23 protein-coding genes and 2 tRNA genes are annotated in these 20,754 nt (G+C 69.7%); 13 read left to right on the top strand and 12 right to left on the bottom strand.

The window, feature by feature from the left end:
• The first annotated feature begins 122 nt into the window (after nucleotides 1-122).
• Nucleotides 123-755, top strand: a complete 633-nt coding sequence (locus tag AN478_RS01415) for a nitroreductase family protein (protein ID WP_054964827.1) — start codon at nucleotides 123-125, stop codon at nucleotides 753-755.
• Between the two features lie 73 nt (nucleotides 756-828).
• On the opposite strand, the gene AN478_RS01410 is transcribed toward AN478_RS01415, so the two are convergent.
• Nucleotides 829-2,244, bottom strand: a complete 1,416-nt coding sequence (locus AN478_RS01410; protein ID WP_176758773.1) for a YdgA family protein — start codon at nucleotides 2,242-2,244, stop codon at nucleotides 829-831.
• Nucleotides 2,245-2,377: 133 nt separating this feature from the next.
• Here AN478_RS01410 and AN478_RS01405 point away from each other — a divergent pair, with 133 nt between their 5' ends.
• The 4 genes from AN478_RS01405 to AN478_RS01390 all read left to right on the top strand — a co-directional run bounded on the left by AN478_RS01405 (nucleotide 2,378) and on the right by AN478_RS01390 (nucleotide 5,048).
• Nucleotides 2,378-2,887, top strand: a complete 510-nt coding sequence (locus tag AN478_RS01405) for a MerR family transcriptional regulator (RefSeq protein ID WP_054964825.1) — start codon at nucleotides 2,378-2,380, stop codon at nucleotides 2,885-2,887.
• Between the two features lie 81 nt (nucleotides 2,888-2,968).
• Entirely contained in the window at nucleotides 2,969-3,196 is a 228-nt protein-coding gene (locus AN478_RS01400; protein ID WP_054964824.1) for a hypothetical protein, read from the top strand.
• 42 nt (nucleotides 3,197-3,238) lie between these two features.
• A complete protein-coding gene (locus AN478_RS01395; protein WP_054964823.1) occupies nucleotides 3,239-3,949 on the top strand; it encodes a hypothetical protein in 711 nt (236 codons plus the stop codon).
• Nucleotides 3,950-4,343: 394 nt separating this feature from the next.
• Nucleotides 4,344-5,048 carry a hypothetical protein gene (locus AN478_RS01390; protein ID WP_143004158.1) on the top strand — a complete coding sequence of 235 codons (705 nt, stop codon included), beginning with the start codon at nucleotides 4,344-4,346 and terminating at the stop codon, nucleotides 5,046-5,048.
• A gap of 15 nt (nucleotides 5,049-5,063) precedes the next feature.
• Here the strand turns inward: AN478_RS01390 and AN478_RS01385 are convergent, their stop codons facing one another.
• The 4 genes from AN478_RS01385 to AN478_RS01370 are packed head-to-tail and all read right to left on the bottom strand — an operon-like array spanning nucleotide 5,064 to nucleotide 7,910.
• Nucleotides 5,064-5,444 carry an OsmC family protein gene (locus AN478_RS01385; protein ID WP_054964821.1) on the bottom strand — a complete coding sequence of 127 codons (381 nt, stop codon included), beginning with the start codon at nucleotides 5,442-5,444 and terminating at the stop codon, nucleotides 5,064-5,066.
• 34 nt (nucleotides 5,445-5,478) lie between these two features.
• Nucleotides 5,479-6,351, bottom strand: coding sequence for an ATP adenylyltransferase family protein (locus tag AN478_RS01380; RefSeq protein WP_054964820.1), 873 nt, complete (start codon nucleotides 6,349-6,351; stop codon nucleotides 5,479-5,481).
• Between the two features lie 33 nt (nucleotides 6,352-6,384).
• Entirely contained in the window at nucleotides 6,385-7,380 is a 996-nt protein-coding gene (locus AN478_RS01375; protein WP_054964819.1) for a zinc-dependent alcohol dehydrogenase family protein, read from the bottom strand.
• Between the two features lie 50 nt (nucleotides 7,381-7,430).
• Entirely contained in the window at nucleotides 7,431-7,910 is a 480-nt protein-coding gene (locus AN478_RS01370; protein WP_054964818.1) for a hypothetical protein, read from the bottom strand.
• Nucleotides 7,911-8,022: 112 nt separating this feature from the next.
• On the opposite strand from AN478_RS01370, the gene AN478_RS01365 reads away from it, so the two are divergent.
• The 7 genes from AN478_RS01365 (at nucleotide 8,023) to AN478_RS01335 (ending at nucleotide 14,670) form a co-directional block, all read left to right on the top strand.
• On the top strand, nucleotides 8,023-9,108 hold the full coding sequence (locus AN478_RS01365) for an LLM class flavin-dependent oxidoreductase (RefSeq protein ID WP_054964817.1): 1,086 nt from the start codon (nucleotides 8,023-8,025) through the stop codon (nucleotides 9,106-9,108).
• 70 nt (nucleotides 9,109-9,178) lie between these two features.
• A complete protein-coding gene (locus tag AN478_RS01360; protein WP_054964816.1) occupies nucleotides 9,179-10,150 on the top strand; it encodes an NAD-dependent epimerase/dehydratase family protein in 972 nt (323 codons plus the stop codon).
• Nucleotides 10,147-11,052: a diiron oxygenase gene (locus tag AN478_RS01355; RefSeq protein ID WP_074471437.1), complete on the top strand. Its 906-nt coding sequence runs from the start codon at nucleotides 10,147-10,149 to the stop codon at nucleotides 11,050-11,052. The genes AN478_RS01360 and AN478_RS01355 overlap by 4 nt, the downstream gene beginning before the upstream one ends.
• Before the next feature lie 66 nt (nucleotides 11,053-11,118).
• Nucleotides 11,119-11,715, top strand: a complete 597-nt coding sequence (locus tag AN478_RS01350) for a TetR/AcrR family transcriptional regulator (protein ID WP_054964815.1) — start codon at nucleotides 11,119-11,121, stop codon at nucleotides 11,713-11,715.
• Nucleotides 11,694-12,278, top strand: a complete 585-nt coding sequence (locus AN478_RS01345) for a hypothetical protein (RefSeq protein ID WP_054964814.1) — start codon at nucleotides 11,694-11,696, stop codon at nucleotides 12,276-12,278. The genes AN478_RS01350 and AN478_RS01345 overlap by 22 nt, the downstream gene beginning before the upstream one ends.
• 31 nt (nucleotides 12,279-12,309) lie before the next feature.
• The gene (locus tag AN478_RS01340) at nucleotides 12,310-12,846 is read left to right on the top strand and encodes a peroxiredoxin family protein (RefSeq protein WP_054964813.1); all 537 of its coding nucleotides are present in this window, start codon (nucleotides 12,310-12,312) and stop codon (nucleotides 12,844-12,846) included.
• 99 nt (nucleotides 12,847-12,945) lie between these two features.
• Complete coding sequence (locus AN478_RS01335; protein WP_054964812.1) at nucleotides 12,946-14,670, top strand: potassium/proton antiporter; 1,725 nt, start codon at nucleotides 12,946-12,948, stop codon at nucleotides 14,668-14,670.
• A gap of 66 nt (nucleotides 14,671-14,736) precedes the next feature.
• On the opposite strand, the gene AN478_RS01330 is transcribed toward AN478_RS01335, so the two are convergent.
• Together AN478_RS01330 and AN478_RS01325 are read right to left on the bottom strand one after the other, a co-directional pair.
• Entirely contained in the window at nucleotides 14,737-15,267 is a 531-nt protein-coding gene (locus AN478_RS01330; RefSeq protein WP_054964811.1) for a GIY-YIG nuclease family protein, read from the bottom strand.
• Nucleotides 15,268-15,363: 96 nt separating this feature from the next.
• The gene (locus AN478_RS01325) at nucleotides 15,364-16,431 is read right to left on the bottom strand and encodes a 3-deoxy-7-phosphoheptulonate synthase (RefSeq protein WP_054964810.1); all 1,068 of its coding nucleotides are present in this window, start codon (nucleotides 16,429-16,431) and stop codon (nucleotides 15,364-15,366) included.
• 387 nt (nucleotides 16,432-16,818) lie between these two features.
• Here AN478_RS01325 and AN478_RS01320 point away from each other — a divergent pair, with 387 nt between their 5' ends.
• Nucleotides 16,819-17,067, top strand: a complete 249-nt coding sequence (locus AN478_RS01320; protein WP_054964809.1) for a hypothetical protein — start codon at nucleotides 16,819-16,821, stop codon at nucleotides 17,065-17,067.
• Nucleotides 17,068-17,253: 186 nt separating this feature from the next.
• Here AN478_RS01320 and AN478_RS01315 read toward each other — a convergent pair.
• The 5 genes from AN478_RS01315 to AN478_RS14605 all read right to left on the bottom strand — a co-directional run bounded on the left by AN478_RS01315 (nucleotide 17,254) and on the right by AN478_RS14605 (nucleotide 20,697).
• Nucleotides 17,254-17,330: transfer RNA gene (locus tag AN478_RS01315), tRNA-Arg, on the bottom strand.
• Between the two features lie 4 nt (nucleotides 17,331-17,334).
• A complete protein-coding gene (locus AN478_RS01310) occupies nucleotides 17,335-17,796 on the bottom strand; it encodes a hypothetical protein (RefSeq protein WP_054964808.1) in 462 nt (153 codons plus the stop codon).
• Nucleotides 17,797-17,817: 21 nt separating this feature from the next.
• Nucleotides 17,818-17,909 (bottom strand) — tRNA-Ser (locus tag AN478_RS01305).
• 110 nt (nucleotides 17,910-18,019) lie between these two features.
• A complete protein-coding gene (locus AN478_RS01300) occupies nucleotides 18,020-18,829 on the bottom strand; it encodes a metal-dependent hydrolase (RefSeq protein ID WP_054964807.1) in 810 nt (269 codons plus the stop codon).
• 116 nt (nucleotides 18,830-18,945) lie between these two features.
• Complete coding sequence (locus tag AN478_RS14605; protein ID WP_269434432.1) at nucleotides 18,946-20,697, bottom strand: pre-peptidase C-terminal domain-containing protein; 1,752 nt, start codon at nucleotides 20,695-20,697, stop codon at nucleotides 18,946-18,948.
• Between the last annotated feature and the right edge of the window lie 57 nt (nucleotides 20,698-20,754).

Here is a 20,754-nt window from a genome sequence, read left to right as displayed (position 1 = left end):
GAGGCGACCTTCGGTGGCGCCTTCCCCGGGTCCGGTGGTCCGCCTGGCGGAAACCCATGTCCCTGGAAGGTGGGCGGGGATAGCTGCGCCGCATGCCACCAAGCCCGACAAGAGGGAGCAGAATGAACGACCTGGCAAAGGAAACCGCGGTGGCGAGTGTCACCAACGCCATGAAGGCCCGTCGCGCGGTAAAGGCCTTCGATCCCGAATTCCGCATCCCCGAGCAGGAGGTCCAGGAAATCCTGGAGACGGCGATCCTGTCGCCCACGGCCTTCAATATCCAGAACTGGCGCATCGTGCGGGTGTCGGATCCGGAGCTGCGCGGGCAGATCCGGGAAGTGGCCTGGGATCAGCCCCAGGTGACCGATGCCTCCGAGCTGCTGGTGCTGTGCGCCGACCTGAAGGCCTGGGACAGGGAGCCCGAGCGCTACTGGGTGGACGCGCCCAAGGAGGTGCAGGAGATGATCGTGCCCAACATCCGCCGGTATTACGATGGTCGGCCCGACGTGGCGCGGGATGAGGGCATGCGCTCCTGCGGCATGATCGCCCAGTCGCTCATGCTGCTCGCCACCGAGCGGGGCTACGACACCTGCCCCATGGACGGCTTCGATTTCAAGGCCGTGGCCGAGCTCATCAACCTGCCGGAGGACCACGCCATCTCCATGATGGTGGCCATGGGCAAGCGGACGAAGGATCCCTTCCCGAAGCCGGGCCAGCTGCCCCTGGAGGAGGTGGTGGTCAGCGACCGCTTCTGAGGCCGGCGGGACGTCCGCTGGAACGAAAAAACCCGGCCGCAGGGCCGGGTTTTTTGCGTGGCAAGGACGCCGGCTAGGGCAGGGCCGAGCCGTTGCCGCCCCCCATGGCCGCCCCCAGGTTCAGAGGGCGGCCGTTGACCGACAGGGCGCCGCGGTCCCAGGCCACATGGGAGGCGTAATGGTCCTCCTCGACGGTCACGAAGCCCATGGCCTCCATCATGGCCAGCTGCTGGCGCACGGTGCGCTCCACCTGCCGCTCCCGCTGCACGGGATCCCCCTCCGCCCCGGTTTCCTCCTCGAGCTGGTTGCGGGTCCGCTCCTCCAGCAGGGCGATGACCAAGGGCTTGGCGGCCCGGATCTCCGCTTCGGCGTCCAGGTGACGCAGCAGGAGCGCGGGGTTCTCCAGGATCCCGCGGGCGCCGGAGCCGTCGCCCCGGTAGCGGGCCTCGGCGCTGCCCCGGAAGTCCCCGTTGGCGGCCTCGAAGGCCAGCTCCGTGAGGGCGGCCTCCGGGGAGCCTTCCAGAAGCCCCGGCAGCTCCTCCCGGAGGATGGCCAGCACGCGTTGCGCCGCCTCCTCCTCGTCGAGATTCGCGGTCTGGATCTTCCGCACCCGTTCGCCGGTCCGCCGGTAGGCCTCTTCATCGAGGTGGCGCAGCTCCATGCCCAGCCGGGCGTCGCGTACCTCCTCGCCGCCGAGAGCCGCCCGGTCGGCGGCCAGACGGCTCGCCATATCCAGGTAGCCTTCCTCATCCGCCTGCTTTGCCACCTGCCGGAGGCTCAGGCCGCCCAGGTCGAATTCCTGGAGGGCACCGCTTTCGGGGTCGGGGACTTCCATCGCCAGGCGCTTGGAGGAGAAATCGCTGGTTCCCAGCCAGAGGCCCTCGGCGTGTCGCCGGAATTCCGATTGCAGCTCGGTGCCTTCCAGGAGGAAGCGGCCCTTCTCGTCCGCGATGCGCACCTTCGGAATCTCCAGGTCCAGGGTCCCGGAGTCCCCGGCGAACTCCCCCGTGCCGTCCAGGCCGGACCACTGGATCTGGGTCTCCGGGGCGCCCTTGGCGCTGCCCTCGAAGGAGGGCGAAGAAAGGACCAGGTGCTGCTTGCCCGTGAGCCCGATGGTGAGGTCGGCGGTGAGGGGCGCCCGGTCGCCGAAGTAGTGGCGTACGTGCTCCCGGGCCTCTCCCCGGGGGGCCGGGGTGGTGACCACCCGGGCCAGGGCCGGGGTGGCCGGGGTCGGGCCATGGGAGACAGCGTGCTCCAGGTCCACCTCCAGCGCCTCTCCGGGGGCGCCCAGGGTCAGCCGGGATTCGGCCTCGGCGCCGAACCAGCCGCGCTCGTAGCGCACCACTTCCAGATCCGCCTGGGGGTGCTCGGACAGGGCTTCCACGTTGTCCCGGAAGGCACGCTCCGCCTGCACGCCCGCGAAATACGGGGCGGCCGCCCCCGCCCCGGCGAGAACCGCCACGGCTCCCGCCAACAATGTCTTCTTCATCACCCGCTCCTCGTTCACGGATATTCCCGCCCGCCTGAGCCCCCTCGGGGCGGATTGTGGGCCACATAGTAGGCGCGGGGGTCGGGGATGGCAACGCGGGGGGTGTTTCCCGGAAGGGGAGGCCGGGAGTAGCATGGATCCCCTCAAGGAGCGGCACATGACGCCACGAAGGCAGCATTGGAAGATCGGCGAGGTGGCGGAGCAGCTGGGCACCACCACCCGCACCCTGCGCTTCTACGAGGAGCAGGGCCTCCTGCGTCCCGCCCGTACGGACCGCGGCACCCGGCTGTACTCGGACCGGGATCGGCAGCGGGCACGGCTCATCCTGGAGCTGGCGGGCCTGGGGATTTCCCTGGAGGAGATCCGGGCCCTGGTGGCCGCCCGGGAGGCCAGCGGGACCGGGGACGAAGCGGGCCACAAGGTCCATGATCTCCTGGGCCGTCTCCACGGGGAGGCGGCGGCCTTGAAGGCCCGCTGCGAGGCCCTGATGGGGGAGATCGAGGCCGCCGACCGGCTGGTGCGCCGGTGCTACGACTGTCCGCGCCCCCCTACCGCGACGGGCTGTCCGGAATGCCCGGCCCGCAAGGGGCAGGAGGACGCGGAGCTTCTGAAGCTGGTGTGGCAGGAGCAGGCGGACCCCTGAGCCCCGGACGGGCCGGACCATTGACAGGAATCCATGGTCCCCTTAGTTTATTCCGTTAACGTTAAGAAAAAGGAGGAGACCATGGTCTACGCCGACCTGCTGGTGCACGTGGACAAAGACCTGGAAGCCGAGCAGGGGCGGGGACTGGCGTCCGCCCTGGAGAAGCGGGACGGTGTGGCGGCGGCCCGTTTCCACCCCCGGCGGAGCCACCTGCTCCAGGTGTGGTACGACCCCCAGCGCATCCCCGCCGGGGAGATCCTGGGCGCCGCCCGGGAGGGGGCCGGGGAGGCCCGGCTCGTGGCCCTGTAAGAAGCGCCGGGATGCCGGCGCCCGGGTAGAGGAGGATCGAACATGGGCAAAGCGGGTGAGCGGACCCCGGAATGCTCCGTCCCGGTGCTGTACCAGGCCACCTGGCAGGACGGCTTCGGGGCGCGCGGCTGGAAGCTCCGGGAGGCCGCCGAAGAGGGGGAGGTGATCGCCGCCACCCCCTATCCCGGCGAGCGCATTCCCACCTCCGTGTTCATCCACGACATCCTCGACCACTGGGTGCCGGGCTTTTCCCTTTCCGGACACCGCAGCGAGGCCAAGGCCCTGGTGCAGCTCGCGGCCCGCACGGGCTCCGACCCCGTCCCCGACTACGGCCAGATGGTGGACGAGGACCTGCTGCGCGGCGACTGCCACGGCGAGGCGCTGGAGACCTTCCTGCCCCCGGAGCTGGCGGATCGCCTGCCCGCGGAGGGCCCGGACCGGGCCCGCATGCGGGCCCTGGTGGAGGAGCTGGGGGCCGGATTGGTGCGGGCCACGCTGATCGCCCGGTTCGTGGAGCTGGGCTGGGCCGGCATGGAGGAGGCCCAGGCGGGCTGGCTCGCTCGGGGGCTGGTCTATGAGCGCCGTGCGTCCATGGGGCTGGCCCTCCAGGCGCTGTTCGAGCGGGTGGATGCCCGTGCCCTGGAGGCCGGCTGGGCCGAGGCAGACGGCGAGGTGGGGCTGGCCCGGGACCACGTGGCCTTCCGGATCCACCAGCCGGAGGCCATGGAGGAGGTCCGGCCCCTCGAAGCCTGAAGCCGTTCCGGACGCCGGCACCTTTTCCGGCCCCTGTCCCCTCCCGAGCCATCCGCAGGACCGGACGGCTCTTCCGCCCCGCAGATCCCTGTCCGCTCTCTCCCTACTGGGGGATCCCCCCTACTCCCCGTTTGCCACGCCAATCCAGGCACTTGGGTCTTCCCTGGGCCCTTTCCCCGGGCTCCGCCCCGGGGCCGGGTGTCCTGTCATTGGGGCCCACCCTGTCTTGTCGCTCGACACATTCCGCCTACCTTGGAATGCATGGACGCCGTTTCCGGAGGACCACGCCGGATCCTCACCGACGAGGAAGAGACCGGAGTGTCCGAAGAAATGGGGGGGCGGATGTCGGCGCACAGGCCAGAGATGGATACCCATGGATAGGATCCGCAAAGGTGTGGCGATCATGAATGTCACCTTCCGGGAGCCCCGGGGGGACGGAACCGGGGGGTGGCGGCTGGAGTTCCTGGCCGGCAAGGGGGCGGAGGAGGGCGTGATTCCCTGTCCCCCGGACAGCCGTACCCGTTCGGAGGATTTCGTGCACGCCGTGCTGGACCACTGGATGCCCGGGTTTCCCGTGGGCGGCTACATCCCCCGGGCCAAGGCCCTCATGCAGAAAGCGTCCCGCACCGGGGAGGATCCCATCCCCGATTTCCAGGACCTGGGGGAGGAGCTGCTCCTCCACGGCGAGCGCCCGGGGGAGCCCCTGTGGAGCATTCTGCCCGGGGACCTGACGGCCCATCTCCCCACCCGGAAAGTGGCGGGGCGGGGGCCCCTGGCCCATCTTTGCGGACGTCTGGGGAAGGGGACGGTGCGCTCCATGCTGGTGGTGCACCTCATCCAGGTCGGCCGGGAGGCCATGGGGCCCGCCCGGGCCACCTGGTACGCCCGGGGCATGGATTACGAGCGGCGGGTGGCCGTGGGCAAGGCCCTCGCCGAGCTGTTCGAGTGGATGGATCGGACGGTGCGGGAGCGGGGCTGGCGCGCCGCCCAGGGAGAGCTGGCCCTCGCCAGCGACGTGGTGCGGTTCCGCTTCGAATGCCCCCTGACCTGGGAGTGGGCGCGGCCCGTGGAGCCGGCACGCAGCCGGGAGGTCGGGTGAGCCGGCCTTTCCCCGTTACTCCGGGTCAACCACCTGGGTGACCACCTCCGGGGGGACCTCCAGGGTGTGGTGGAGGGTGCACTGCTCGGCGGCCCGCTCCGCCGCCTTACGGCGGCTCTCCGGAAGATCCGGCCAGCGGATGTCCATGGCGATGCGGCCGATGCGGTAGGGATCCTCGTGGTATTCCCAGCGCATGCGGACCGTGAGCCCGTTCAGTCCCGTGTCGATGCGCTCGGCGTAGCTCATGAGCACGGAGGCGGTGCACAGGGCCAGGGAGGTGTTGAACATCTCCATGGCGCTGAAGTGGGCGTCGTCCCGCTCCGCAGCCACCTGCAGGCCCTCCTCGGCGAGGGCGGAGAGGGTGAGGTCCTGGGGACCGTGCAGGGTGATGCGCATGGGCTGCCTCCCCGACGGCACGCGCCGTCCGTGGCTATTCCGAAACCCCCCGCAGGACCCGCATGGGGCCGATGCTCCGCAGCTGCTCCAGGTCGTCGCGGTTGCGCACCAGGAAGCCGCCGGCGAAGCCCAGGGCGTTGATCATGAGCCCCTCGAACCGCTCCCGGGCGCGCGGCACCAGCATCATCCAGTGGCGGGTGGCCAGGAGGTTGTAGGGGGCGTCCTCGTACCAGATCCCCAGCTCCCGCCGCAGCTCGTAGAAGACCTCCGCCAGCTGTTCCGAGGTCTGGTGCCGGAAGTCCACCCGGCAGGCGGCGTGCGGGAAGGGGAGCCCAGGGGCGCGCGTGGGCTTCTCGGGGAGCCGGTCCGGCTCCAGCAGGGCGTCCACCGGCAGCCGCGACGCCCCGTCGCTCAGGGGCAGGGGCACAAGCTGCAGGTGCTTGTGGGGCTGGCTGGCCCCCGCGGTGGGCCCGGCGTTGAAGAAGACCAGCCCGTCGACCTCCGAGAGGACCACGTCCACCGCGGTGAAGTCCGGATGGGTGAGCAGGGTCTGCTGGTCCTCGTAGCCCCAGGTGACGATCAGCAGGTGGTGCTCCAGCACCGGGAACTTGTTGAGCAGGGCGTAGTGGGAGGGCGTCAGGCTGCCCAGGTAGAGGTCGGGCTCGGGGCGGGCGAAGGGATCGAAGCGCTCGCCCGCGGCCTCCTTTTCCCGTTGGGCCCGCATCTCGGCGATCTTCTGGTCCAGGCTGGGGGCGACGCGCACCTGGAAGTCGATGCCCTCGTCCGGCACCACCTCGCACTCGGTGGGAATGGGCTGCAGGGCGCCCGTCTCCAGGGCGTGGTCGGTGCGCTCGCGGATCCGGTCCCAGAGGGTGCCGGGAAGGAGCAAATCGGTGTGCTGGGTCATGGCTCGGTCCGATCTTTCCTGGGCCCGCCCGGCTCACTCCATGGAGAGGGCCAGCTTGCCGATCATGTGGCCTTCCTCGAGGAGGCGGTGGGCCTCCGCGGCCTCGTCGAGGGAGAAGGTCCGGTTCAGGTGGACCCGGAGCTCGCCGTTGTCGATCATCCGGGCGCATTCCTCCAGGATCCAGGCCTGGTGCTCGCGGGCCTCGGTGAGGCCGAAGGACAGGGGCGAGAGCATGAGCTCCAGGAACACGCCCAGGTTGCGCAGCCGCGCCTGCTTGAGGCTGATGCCCGTGGGGTCCAGCAGGGTGACCGCCCGTCCGTAGAAGCGCACCGCTGGGAAGCTGGCCTCCAGGACCTGCGGGCCCACCGTGTCCAGGACCAGGTCCACCCCCTGCTGCTCCGAGCAGGCCAGGGCCGCGTCGACGAAGTCCACCTCCTTGTAGGGGATGGTCTCGGCCACTTCCAGCCCGCGGACGAAGGCGGCCTTCTCGTCCGAGCCGACGGTGGTGCACACCTTCGCGCCCGCCCGGTGGGCGAGCTGGAGGGCCACGTGGCCCACCCCGCCGGCCCCGGCGTGGACCAGCACCCGCTGCCCGGCCTGCAGGGCGCCGTGATCGAACAGCGACTCCCAGGCCGTGATGGCCACCAGCGGCACCGCCGCCGCCTCGGCGAAGGACAGGGTCCTCGGCTTGGCGGCCACGAAGCGCTCGTCCACCACGGTGCGCTCGGCGTAGTTGCCCTGCTCGGTGCCGATGCCCCCGTTGAAGAAGTAGACCTCGTCGCCCGGCTGGAAGCGCGTGCAGCCGGGGCCCGCCTGCTCCACCACGCCCGCGCCGTCGCAGCCGAGGATCACTGGCTCGTCGCCGGAACCATAGGTGCCGCCGGCGCGCATCTTGGTGTCCACGGGGTTGATCCCGGCGGCCTTGAGGCGGATCAGGAGATCGCGCTCCCCGGTGGGCTCGGGGTCGGGGATCTCCTGCACGCGCAGGGTGTCGGGGCCGCCGGGGGCGGGCATCACCACGGCTTTCATCGCTTCCCCCCTCGCCTGTTGTTGGTGGGTCCGGTGCGCGGCGGGGCCGCCTAGTCGCCGCTCGGTTCCTGCCCCTGGGAGGCTTGCCACGCTTCATAACCATCGTAAAGCCGATTCAGCAGGTCTTTCCAGAGGGCCTCGTGGTGCTCCATGAGGGCCACCAGGTCCGCGCGGAGGCGGTCGAACTCCGCGTTGAAGCGCTCCAGGTCGGCGCCGCCGGTGAGGGCCTCCGTCTCCTTCTCCACGGCCTGGAGCTTGTCGCGGACGTCGAGGCTGGCGGTGAGCACGCTCTTGATCTGGTCGCGGGGCTGCGGGATCCAGGAGCGGTCGTTGAACAGGGAGCGGATCTTCTCGCCGTACTCCAGCATGCGCTTGCGGAGCTTGGGCAGCGCGCCGATCTCCCCGGCCTTGAGGTCGCCCCACACGGCCAGCTCCATGAGCACGGACCAGCGGCGCCGGAAGTCGGCCACCTGATCGGGGTCGAAGGCCATCGATTGCTGCACTTTCCGGGGGTCGAGCCTGGCTTCCATGGGGTCCTGCTCCGGTGGGAGGGTAGGGACGCGCTGAACAGCGCGCTCGAGTCAGGTAGAATCCTGCGGGAAATCGTAACCAATCGGCCGCGCACCAGGATAGCCCCGGGGCATGGAATTCGACCTCTTCTTCGAGCTGGCCGTCCCCGAGCACGGGGGCCGCGGCGAGTCCCAGGTGTTCGCCGAGACCCTGGGCGAGCTGGCGCTCGCCGACGAGCTGGGCTTTACCACCGCCTGGGTGGTGGAGCACCATTTCATGCGCGAGTACTCACACTCCTCGGCCCCGGAGCTGTTCCTGGCCGCCGCCAGCCAGCGCACGCGGCGGCTGCGCCTGGGTCACGGGGTGGTGGTGCTGCCCTACAACCACGCCGTGCGGGTGGCGGAGCGGGCCGCGACCCTGGACGTCCTGTCCGGCGGCCGGGTGGAGCTGGGGGTGGGGCGCGGCTTCTCCCCCAAGGAGTACGCCGCCTTCGGTTCCGACATGGCCCGCAGCCGGGAGATCGTGGACGAGTCCCTGGCGGTGATCCGCCAGGCCTTCTCCGGGCGGCCGGTGGATTTCCAGGGCAGCCACTACCAGCTGGAGGACCTGGAGGTGCTGCCCGGGGTGGTCCAGGATCCCCATCCGCCCCTGTGGACGGCCGCCGTGTCGCCGGAGACCTTCACCTGGGCCGCCCGGGAAGGGCTCGGTGCCCTGGCGGGGCCCTTCAAGCCCTGGTTCCTGGTGAAGCAGGACCTCAAGGAGTTCCGGCGGGCCTGGCGGGAGGCCTGGCCCGAGGGGGCGCCCCCGCGGGCCAATCCCCGCTTCGGCATGACCATCGGCGTGCTCTGCCTGGAGGACGGCGACCGCGCCCGGGAGCTCGCCCGGCAGCCTTTCACCTGGTACTACGAGCGGCTGCTGGGGCAGACGCGGCCGGTGCTGGAGAAGTTCCAGGAGAGCTACGACTATTACCAGAAGCTGGGCCGGCTGCAGCCCCTGCTCAAGCGGGCGGTCCGCCTCTCCCTGCTGGAGGCCATGGGCATGGTGGTGGTGGGCTCGCCCGAAGAATGCATAGAGAAGCTGGAGCGGTACCGCGCGGCCGGGGTGGACCACCTGCTGATGGCGGTGGGGGCCGGGGCCCTGCCCACGGAGGTGACCCAGGAGTCCCTGCGGACTCTGGCCGAGCGGGTGCTGCCGCATTTCAACGGGGATTCCTCCTGAGCCCCGCCTTTCCCTTGTGGGCGAAGGCCCGGGTCGCGTCCCGGGCCCCGCGGAAGGCCTTCGAGCTGCCATGCGCATCCTGGTAACCGGCGCCAACTCCCATCTGGCCCAGCCCCTGCTGCCCCGCCTGCTGGAGCGTCCCGGGGTGGAGGAGGTCATCGGCCTGGACTGGCGGCCCGTGACCTTCCCCCATCCGCGCTTCCGCTTCATCCGCAGCGACATCCGCGCCCCCGACCTGCGCGAGCACCTGGAGGGGGTGGACACCGTGGTGCACCTGGCCTTCATCGTCCTGGGGACCGCCCTTGGCCGGCGGCGCCGGGAGCGCAACCTCATGCGCTCCATCAACCTGGAGGGTAGCCGCAACCTCTTCACGGCCGCCCGGGAGGCGGGGGTGAAGCACGTGGTCTACCCTTCCAGCGCGGCGGTGTACGGGGCCTGGCCCGACAACCCCGTGCCGCTCACCGAGGACGCCCCGCGCCGCCCCATGCCCGGCTTCGGCTACAGCGAGGACAAGGCGGCGGTGGAGTTCTGGCTGGACAGTTTCGAGCGGGAGGCGGAGACGCCGGTGGTCACCCGGCTGCGCATGCACGCCGTGGTGGGGCCGGGCTCCCAGCCCCTGCTCAACCGCATCGCCCGGACCCGCCTCTATATCCGCGCCCCCGAGCCGCCCCCGGTGCAGTGCCTGTGGGAGAACGACGCGGTGGACGCCATCCTGCGCGCGCTGGCCACCCCCGTCTCCGGGGCCTTCAACATCGCCGGCTCGGGGCCCCGGCCCCTGCCGGACCTGATCCAGCGCCACCACCGCCGGGCCTGGGGCCTGCCCTACCGGCCCGCCGAGGCCACGCACCGGCTGCTGTGGCGTGTGACCCCCCGGCTCGGCGATCCCGGGTGGCTGGCCGGTCTGCGCTATCCGCTGGTGGTGGACTGCGAGCGCGCGGCCCGGGTCCTGAATTGGCGGCCCAACTATTCTGTGGCAAACTGCGTCGATCTCTGCCGGGGCCAGCCCTACCCAACCGATCCACGCGGTGCACCCGAGACATGAGCCGAGTCGCCACCATGCCCTCCCTGCCGGAGCGGCTGAGCAGCAGCAGTGCGGATTACCGGGATCCGCTGGCGCAGGTGTCCTGGGAGACCCTGGACCGGGAGCTTCCCTGGATGCCGGAGGAGATGGTCTCCCTCTACGGCACCCCGGAATGGGAGGCCCTGGACCCGGAGCGGCGCCGCCTGCTCGGGCAGTATGAGTTCGTTGCCTTCCTCGAGCTGGGGCTGTGGCTGGAGGCGCTGTTCATGCAGCGCATCGCCGTGCGGGCCGGGCGTGGGCCGGCGGGCGGGCTGGAGGACTATACCTACCAGCTCCACGAGCTCCGGGAGGAGGCCGGCCACAGCCTCATGTTCGTGGAGCTGATGCGCCGCAGCGGCCTGCCCGCTCTCTCCGACCGGCTGCCCCGGCCCCGCGTGGCCACGGCCTTCGCCAGGCTGGCCCCCTTCGACTCGGCGGGCTTCTGGGCCACCATCCTCATCGGCGAGGACGTCCCCGACCAGGTAAACCGCGCCCTGTACCGGGACGAGCGCCTCCCCCAGGCGGTGCGGGACGTGGTCTCGGTGCACATGCGGGAGGAGGCCCGCCACATCGCCTACGCCCGCCAACGGGTGGGGGAGAAGCTCGACCGCATGTCCCCCCTCCGCCGGCGGGCCCTGGCGGTTCTGGTGCGCCAGGTGTTCCGCCAGTTCATCGAGCAGTGCTTCTACCCCCCGCCCGGCGTCTACGCCCGAGCGGGCCTGGAGCGTCCCCGGGCCCTGGCCCGCCGGGTCCGCTCCAGCCCCCATCGCGCGCGGGTGGTCGAACGCTGCGTGGCGCCCACCGTGGATTTCCTCGCCGCCCACGGCCTGGACCTGGGCACCCCGGGGGCGATCGGGGTGCGCGCCCGCCGCGGCGCCGATTGACACCCCCCGACCCCTGACCTAGCCTGAAAACCATTTCCGATTTCCTCCCCGGAAGGGGGACCAGCCATGGGCGATCGAGTCGCGGCGCGGGCCGAATCCTCGGAGCTGACGCGCCAGCGCATCCTGGAGGCCGCGCGCCATCTGTTCACCGAGCGTGGCTATTTCAATACATCCCTGCAGGACATCCGCCGGGAGAGCGGGCTCTCCATCGGCTCCATCTACCACCACTTCACCGGCAAGGAGGAGCTGGCCCGGGAGCTGTTCTACGACACCCTCTCCTTCGTCGAATCGGACATCCGGAGGGTGTACGCCCAGTATTCCGGGGCTCGGGAGCGCTGCTACCACGTCATCGAGAGCCTGTTCGAGACCACGGAGAGCATGCCCGAGGTGATGGAGTACGTGCTGTACTTCAAGCACCGCGAGGTCCTGCCCGGGGAGAAGCCCATCTGCGCCTCCCAGCCCTTCGAGATCATCAAGTCCATCATCGCCGAGGGGATGGCGGCGGGGGAGATCCGGCCCATGGACGAGGTGATGGCCTCGGCCGCCCTGCTCGGCGGGCCCATCCGCCTCGTGCAGCTGCGTCTGGAGGGAGTGATCGTAGAGCCCCTCACCCAGCATCTGTCGGAAGCCTGGGAGTGCGCATGGCGCAGCGTGGCGGCCTGATCCTTATCCTGCTTCTACTGGCCGGGGGCGCATTGGCCGCCCGTGCCGCCCCCGCCGGCCAAGTGGTCCGCGGTGAGGACCCGGATACCGGCGCCCCGTTGTGGCATTGGCGGGGCGAGGGGGCCTCCATGCGCGTCGGCGCGCGCTTCCCCGGCCAGACCCGGGCCTTCTTTCTGGGCCGGGGGTTCCCCGAGGAGGCGGCGCTGGAATACAGCCGCAGCTGCGTCTTCCATATCACCCTCGAGAACCTGTCCGGGGAAAAGCTCCGCTACGCCCTGGATCAGTGGCGGGTTCGGCGGGACGGGGAATCCCGGCCCCCCGTGCCGGAGCAGGACTGGGAGGCCCGCTGGCGGAGCGCGAGGGTCCCCGAGCGGGCCCGCACCGCCTTCGACTGGTCCATGTTTCCCCCCGAGGAGGAGCTGGGGCAGGGCGGCTGGGCCCTCGGCATGGTTTCGATGGGACTGGAGCCGGGCCAGCGCTTCGATCTGGTGGCGCGCTGGCGCCAAGGAGGGGAACGGCGCGAGGCCGTCCTGGAAGACCTCTTCTGTCCCAAACCGCGGTAACCGATAACCGATCCGCAAGGAGCGCTAACAGATGCACGCTGGTGCGCGCGTGGTGTGGTTCTTTACGGCCTGCTTCCTCCTGCTGGCCGCCCCGGGGGCAGGGGCCCTGCCCACGGGCATGAGCCCCATGGAGGACCGTCCCGAGGCCCCGGAGATCGAGCTTCCGAATCTGGACGGTGAGACCCGCAGCCTCTCCGACCTGCGCGGCAAGGTGGTCCTGGTGAACTTCTGGGCCTCCTGGTGCCCGCCGTGCCGGGAGGAGATGCCCTCCATGCAGCGGCTGTACGAGGACCTGCAGGACCGGGACTTCGAGATCCTGGCCGTGAACGTGGGCGAGCAGGAGCCCACCGTGTTCTCCTTCACCCAGGGGGAGCTGGACACGGAGATCACCTTCCCCATCCTGCTGGATTCCGGCGGGGAGCTGATCGAGCGGTACCCCGTGCAGGGCCTGCCCACCACCTTCCTGGTGGACCGCCAGGGGCGGCTGGCCTACAAGGCCATGGGGGGGCGCGACATGGCCCATCCGGAGTTCCAGGAATACATCCTGGAGCTGCTCGAGGAGGGATAGCACCGCCCCGCTTCCCGCCCTTGCCGGCCTTCCCGTGGGGGAAGGCCGCTTGCGCTCCCGGCCTCCCCGCCGTTCCCGGTACCGCCGCTCGAAACGACCATGGGTGAGATAAACACATTCATTCTGGGGGCCGGGGTGCTCGTCCTGTCGAGCATCCTGCTGAGCACCTTCTCGGCGCGGCTGGGTCTGCCCCTGCTGCTGATCTTCCTGTTCATGGGGATGCTCGCCGGGGAGGACGGGCCCGGCGGGGTGGACTTCGACGACTTCGGCACGGCCTTCCTGGTCGGCAACCTCGCCCTGGCCATCATCCTCCTCGACGGCGGCCTGCGGACCCGCTTTACCACCTTCCGGATCGCCCTGAAGCCGGCGGCCATCCTGGCCACCTGGGGGGTGATCTTCACCGCCCTCCTGGTGGGGGCGTTCGCCGCCCTCTGGTTCGGCATCGACTGGCGCTACGGGCTTCTCCTGGGCGGCATGGTGGCCTCCACGGACGCCGCGGCGGTCTTCTCCCTGCTGCAGCAGAGCACGGTTCAGCTGAACGAGCGGGTGCGCTCCACCCTGGAGATCGAATCCGGGCTGAACGACCCGCTGGCCGTCTTCCTGGTGCTCGGGCTGGTGGGCCTCATCCTGGAGCCGGGGGAGACGGGGCCCCTGGCCATGGTCCTGGCCCTGGTCCAGCAGTTCGTCCTGGGGTGCCTGGGGGGCCTTCTGGGGGGCTGGCTGGTGGCGGTGCTGGGCGAGCGCGCCCGGCTGGCGGAAGGGCTCTTCGCCCTCCTGATCGCCTCCGGGGGCCTGGTGGTCTTCGCCGGCACCAACCAGCTGGGCGGCAGCGGTTTCCTGGCCATCTACGTGCTCGGCCTGGTGGTGGGAAACTGGCGCCACCGGCCCCTGGACCCCACCCTCAAGGCAATGGACGGCCTTGCCTGGCTGTCCCAGGGCACCATGTTCCTGCTGCTGGGCCTGCTGGTGTCGCCCTCGGAGCTGACGCAGCACCTGGACATCGCCCTGGCGGTGGCCTTCTTCCTCATCCTGGTCGCCCGGCCGGCGGCCATCTTCTCCAGCCTGCTCCCCCTGCGCTTCCCGTGGCGGGAGACCGCCTTCATCGCCTGGAACGGCCTGCGCGGCGCGGTGCCCATCGTCCTGGCTATCTTCCCCGTGATGGCGGGCCTGGAGGACTCCCGGCTGCTGTTCGACGTGGTCTTCGCGGTGGTCCTGGTGTCGCTGCTGGTTCAGGGCCCGACCCTCCCCTGGGCCGCCCGCCTGCTGAAGGTGGCGGTGCCCAGCCAGGGGTCGCCCCTGGAGCGCCGGGAGCTCTGGCACGGCCGCTCAGGAACCATCGAGCTGATGCAGTTCGAGGTGGGGGCCAACGCGCCTGTGGTGGGGCGCAGCCCCGAGCAGATGCTCAAGCCCGCCCGCGACCCCCATGCCGCGCCCGTTCTCCTCGTGCGCGGCCGATGGCCCCGGCTCCCCGCGCAGACCGGCAAGATCCAGGCCGGGGACCGGGTCTGGGTGATCGGCGATCCCGATAAGCTGGACCAGCTCTTCCCCCTGTTCGCCCCCAAGGAGCCCTCGGGGGAGCTGGCCGAGACGGAGTTCTTCGGGGAGTTCGCCGTGCGGGGCGATGCCCGGGCGGGGGATCTGGCGGAGGTCTACGGCGTCCCTCTCACCACCGAGGAGCGGGGCAAGGCCCTCGCGGAGGTTCTGACCGGCCGGCTCGGTCGCGTGCCCGTGGTGGGCGACGGGATCAACGTGGGCCGGTTCCGGCTGGTGGTGCGGGAGGCCCGGGGAGGGGAGGTTACCAGGGTCGGCCTAAAGCTTCCCTGACCGGTTTTCCCGATGGGGAAAGGCCCTGTAGGAGCGGCCAGTGGCCGCGCCCGAAACGGCCTCCGCTCAGGAGACCACCTGGAGCCGGGTGCCCAGCACGGGATGGCCCAGGGCGAACAGGAGGGTCTGGATGGCGGTCCGGCTGGCCGTGACGTCCCGCTCGATGAAGGCGGGGACCAGCGAGGGGCAGGTGGGCTCGGGGCTGACCACCTCATGGCGCCGGGCTCGGAGGGCGCTGCGGTGGCAGTGGAGCTGGACGAGCTTGGTGAGCTCCTTGTGGAAGCGCGGCACGCGGGGGACGGCCAGGGGAACCGCGACGGCCCATTCCCAGGGGAAGGGAGGCTGGGTCTCCTGGAGGGCGAGCCGCTGGTTCAGGTCGCGGCCGCTGCCGATATACACGCGGGGGCGCCCCTCGGGGTGCTCGCCGGGGCCGAGCAGGAAGTAGACGCCGCCGGTGGCAAGCTCGGGAAGAGGGGCATCCTTGAGGGCCTCGCGCGGGAGGCGGAAGGCCCGCAGGGGCCGCTCCGCGATCTCCACCATGTGCACGCCGTCCGGGGCCCCCTCGGGGTGGTGGGACCGGATCTCTCCAAGCATCATGGTCGGTTCCCTCCTGGCTATGGGCGGCGGCGAAGACCGCCTCCGCCACTCAACTATAGACCAGGGAAGGGGGCCGGGGAAATCCCGGCGGAGGGGTCAGCCCGGGGCCTGCTCGCGGCGGGCGCGGACGCCCCCGGCCAGCTCGCCGAGCAGGTCGGTGGTCATGTCCCAGCCCATGCAGGCGTCGGTGATGCTCTGGCCGTAGGTCAGCTCGGCGCCGGTGGTGAGGTCCTGACGGCCGGCCACCAGGTGGCTCTCCATCATGAGGCCGATGAGGCGGTGGTCGCCGGCGGCGATGCGGGCGTTGAGGTCCCGGCCCACCTCCGCCTGGCGGGCGGGGTCCTTGCCGCTGTTGGCATGGCTGCAGTCCACCATGACCCGGCGCTGCAAGCCCGCTTCTTCCAGGAGGCCGGCGGCCTTGTCCACGTGCGCCGCGTCGTAGTTGGGCCCCTCGCGGCCTCCCCGCAGGATCAGGTGGCACTCCGGGTTGCCCGTGGTGGTGAAGATGGCCGAATGGCCGTCCTTGGTCAGGGACAGGAAGTGGTGGGGGTGGGCCGCGGAGCGGATCGCGTCCACGGCCACCTGGAGGTTGCCGCCGGTGCCGTTCTTGACGCCCACCGGGCTGGACAGGCCCGAGGCCAGCTGCCGGTGCACCTGGCTCTCGGCGGTGCGGGCGCCGATGGCCCCCCAGCTCACCAGGTCGTCGATGTACTGCGGCACCACCAGCTCCAGGAACTCCGTGGCCGAGGGCACACCCATCTCCGCCAGGTCGCGGAGCAGGCGCCGGGCGATGCGCAGGCCATCATTGATGCGGAAGCTCTCGTCGAGGCCCGGGTCGTTGATGAGACCCTTCCAGCCCACGGTGGTGCGCGGCTTCTCGAAATAGACCCGCATGACCACCAGCAGATCGTCCCGGTACCGTGCCGCCTGCTCCTTGAGCCGGGCAGCGTAGTCGAGGGCCGCCTCCGGATCGTGGATGGAGCAGGGCCCCACGATGACCAGGAGGCGGTCGTCGTGGCCGGTGAGGATGTCCCGGATGGCCGCCCGCGTGCTTCGCACCGTCTGCGCGCCCTGCTCGCTCAGCGGGATTTCACGGTGGAGCTCCGCCGGGGAGAGCACTTCCCGGATGGATGCGATCCGCAGGTCTTCGGTAGGGTGTGTCACGGTTTCGGTCAGTCGCTAGTGCCGGGGAGGAAGGTGGAGCCGGGTGCCACGCCGACGATCGGAGGGCCCGTGCCCCTTGCCGACGGACGGCCAGCCCGCTGGCCGTGTCCGTTTCCTCGGATGGGAGATGGGGTCCGGGGATGTACCCGGAAGCCGAACCTTACCAAAGGCCGGGGGCGCGGGCAAACCGCGCCCCGCACGGGTCCGCTCCAGGCGCGGGGGGGGTGCAATGGGCCGAAAGGGTATCCGCTTCGGTCAAGACGGTAGTGGTCCGGGGTTGGGAGCCGAACCGGGGCGTGGTATGGTTTCTGCGGCCGAATTCAAAAGACCTTGATATAAGTGTGGTTTTTTTCCGATAATGCCTATAGATGCAGGAGGAGGCGGTACTTGGCCCTTTCCGAACGCATGATCCTGGAGGCCTTCTCCGCCGGGGAAGGCGTCGCCGAGATCCGGCGGCGCTGCGTGGCCGAGGGCCACGGGGACAGCCAGGAGCTCAGCGACATGCTGGCGTCCCTGCTGCACCAGGGGTACCTGGAGAGCACCGGCGAAGGCCTGACCCTCAGCAAGCAGGGGCGGGCCTACCTCGAATCCCTGCAAAGGGCCTCCGGCTCGGAGCCCGAAAGCTCCCGGTCCTGAGGCCCCCGGCCGCCCCGCATTCCCTCCCAGCTTTTCAGCCCCGACATTCGTCCAGCCCCGTACACCCGCTTCCGCCTGGCTCGAGGCCGCAAGGCCCCGGGACTGGTCGTGGCAGTGTCTGCAGGGTAAGGGCACGGGCGGGAACGTAAAAGGCCCCCGGCGTCGCCGGGGGCCTTATTCTGCGTATGGTGCGCCCGTGAGGATTCGAACCTCAGACCTACTGATTCGTAGTCAGTTGCTCTATCCAGCTGAGCTACGGGCGCCCGTTCAGTTTTCCTTCCCGGAGGCCTCGTCGACCCCAAGAAGGCGGAAAGTATAGCGCATGTTGGAGGGCTGGAACAAGTACGAGGTCCGCTGCAGGATCCAGCTCTCGCCCACCAGCTCCTCCCCGCGGAACAGCTGCAGGAAGACTGCGGGATTGTCCTCGCCATCCGCGCGCGACACGGGATCGGGGCGTTCTTCCCCGGCCTCGGCATCCCCCTCGTCCTCGGCGGAGCGGGGCGGCTCCTCCAGGGTCAATGCCTCGGTGTACCCGGTGATGCGGACGCGGTGGATGGCGTCGGGCAGGGAGGTGGTGAGCCCCTCGGGGATGGGCATGGTCCAGCGCCGGCCCTCCACCTTGTCCACCACCTGCAGGCGCACCAGATCGACCGGCGCGGTTTCCTGCTCGATGCGGGTCCCTTCCGGGTGCTCCGCCGCCGGGACGGCCGCGGGCCACGCGAGCGCCATCAGCAGGATGGCGAGCGTTAATGGCGGAGAGGGAGGGATTCGAACCCTCGATGCGGGATCAACCGCATACTCCCTTAGCAGGGGAGCGCCTTCAGCCACTCGGCCACCTCTCCGTAACGATTGGAAGATGGGTAATGTAAAGAAGTGCCTTCCTCCTGTCAAAACACGCGGCGCGGGGCCGCCGGGGCGCGGACGGCCTGAGGGGCCGCCCGCCCAGGGGGACCTAGAATTCGGCGGTCTCGTTGATCTCCAGGTCCCGCATCTCCACGCCCTCGTCCAGGTGCTCGGCCAGGCCCTCGGGACGGCCCTCCAGCACCGGGAAGGTGCCGTAGTGCATGGGGATGACGGCCTCGGGCTGCACCAGACGGTTGATGGCGTAGGCGGCGCGCTCCGGGTCCATGGTGAAGTGGCCGCCGATGGGGGCCAGCATGACGTCCACGGGGGCCAGCTCCCGGATCAGCTCCATGTCGCCGAAGACGTCGGTGTCGCCGGCGTGGTAGATGGCCGGGCCGCCGGCCACCTTGATGCGGTAGCCCACCGGGGTGGCGCCGTAGTAGTGGGAGGGCGCGTCCTCGGCGGAGCGCTCCAGGCCGGAGCTGTGCACCGCCGGGGTCATGAGCACCTTCAGCTCGCCCTGCAGCAGCTCCACCTCGCCACCGATGTTCATGAGCCCGTCCATGCCCACCTGGTCCTCGGGATAGCCCTGGGCCACGAGCTGCTGGCCCAGCTCGAAGGGCGCCACCAGGCGGGCGCCGGTCTCCTTGGCCAGCTCCACGGTCTCGCCCACGTGGTCGGGGTGGGCGTGGGTGAGCAGGATCCAGTCCACCGGGCCGGGATCCTCGAGGAGCTTGTCGCCCTCGGGGTTCTTGGGGTTGGTGAGCCAGGGGTCGATGAGGGCGACGCCGCCGGCCGGGGTCTCCACCTTGAAGGCGGCGTGGCCCAGCCAGGTGATCTTGGTGGCGTCGGCGGCCCCGGCGGCCGGGGCCAGGGCGAAGGACAGCAGAAGGACGGTAACGGTCAGGATCGAGCGCATGGCTTCCCTCTGGAGTTGCGGGCGTGGAAACGGATCCAACGCCTCATGGTAGGCCACCCCGGCGGACAAGAAAAAGCCCCGCCAGAGCGGGGCTTACAGTACGGCGCTGCCGGGGCTCAGGCGCGGGGCCGGCCCCGGCGCAGGAGGTAGGCCAGCCCCAGCCCCGCCAGCAGCGGCAGGGTGGGGTCCAGCGGCTGCGGCTCGGCGGCCAGGGCGCAGCCGCCCCCGCCCCCACTGCCGCCGCCGTCGCTGCTGCCACCGCCCGTTCCGCCGGAGAGATCCTGGGCGGTGGCGGAAACGGTGTAGGTGCCGGCGCTCTCGTCCTCCACCGATGCCGCCTCTAAGTAGACGGTCTGGTTGGCTCCGGGCTCGTGGGTCACCTTGGCCTCCGAGGAGTCAGGGGAGGCGGCCTGGCTGGCGAGGATGGAGCCGTCATCGGTGCGCAGACGCACATGGGGGGCGCCCAGGGTGTCTCCACTCAGAGTGAAGGTGTAGTAGTTGCCGCTCTCCAGGTCCACCTTGAACCAGTCGCGGTCGCCGGGAACCTCCAGCTCCCCGTTTGCCGAGTCGTCTACGGGCAAGGTGCCCGGACTGCAGGCGGAGGTGGCGCAGTCGGCGTGGTCATCGTTGAACTTTCCTGCGCTGAGCTCGTACGCCCCGGTGTCCCCTTCGGTTCCGGATTCGGCGGCGATCCAGTAATCGCCATTGTCCGGGGGAGTGAACCCTAGTTGGGCCGGGTCCTTGCTTAGGCCGCTGGAGCGTAGCTCCTCGCCATTGCTGTCGTAGACACTCAGGTAGGGGTCCTGCAGGATCCCGTCAGTGTTCCTTAACTCAAACTTATAGGATTCTCCCGCAGTCATGCCCGAGACGGCAAACCAGTCCGAGTCGCCGCTGACATGAACCTCGTAATCCCAGGAAGTACTGCCGTCCGCGACCAGAGTGTCACCAATCTTTATGCCGCAATCGGTGGCGTTGCTTCCGGCGCAGTCTCGGTCCGAATAATTGGCCACTTCTAGCGAGTATCCGCCGCGCTGGTCGTCCTTGGGGCTCGATTCGGCGGAGGCAAAGTAGTCCCCGTCCGCCGGTGGGCTGAAGCCCAGCTGGGCATCTTCTTTGCTCCCCCCGTCGTCATCGACGGCCAGCTCGTTGCCCTCCGCGTCGTAGATGCGGAGAAGCGGGTCCGGGAGGCCGTCGGTGCCCGATGTTAGGTCCAACTGGTAGGACTGGTCGGCTTGCATGCCGGTGATCTTGAACCAGTCGGTATCCCCAACTGGCTCAATTGAGCCGGAAAGGGTCGCGGAGCCTGCGTCTGGTCCGGGGGCCTCCGCACCGCATTTCTGATAGTCCGTGGAATAATTGGAATAATCGAGGGCCGACGGGTATAACGGATTGCTTGGGCAACCACCGGAGTAATTTGTATACGTTGCAGAAAAATCCCCAGTTTCACTGGATAAAAAGCTAACTGCCGCAAAATAGTTGCTGTCATCGGTGGTGGTGAAGGTCAGGGTTGCTTCGTCAGCTCCCTCGTCAGCAATATGGAGGTTGCCGTCCTGAGCCCGTAATTCTAGGGACACATCTTGAGAATCGGAATTCGCAACGGAAAATTGGTAATGTGGCCCGGAAGAAGTATCAACGGAGGCTTTAAGCCAATCTTCATCGCCCGCGAAATCAATACCCCAAGTTATAATTGTATCTAGCTCCAGGGCGCAATCTGAATCGGTATGGGGGCGGTCTACGCAGTCATCGTCCACAAATTCCTCAACCGAAACACGATAGGTTCCCGAGGGATCGTCGGGTTGGTTGTCAGCTTCCAAATAGAGAGGTAGTTCGGCTTCCACGGGACTATAGGTGATCTGGGCGTTGTTCATGGGCCCAGTGTCGTCATCCTCCGCGACTACCGTGCCGTTTGCGTCAACTAGCCGGGC

Origin of the sequence: Thiohalorhabdus denitrificans (assembly GCF_001399755.1) — a bacterium.
In the GTDB taxonomy this organism is placed as follows: Bacteria; Pseudomonadota; Gammaproteobacteria; order Thiohalorhabdales; family Thiohalorhabdaceae; genus Thiohalorhabdus; species Thiohalorhabdus denitrificans.
Note: the sequence above shows the minus strand (reverse complement) of the source record. Positions and strands in the feature narration are given on the sequence as shown.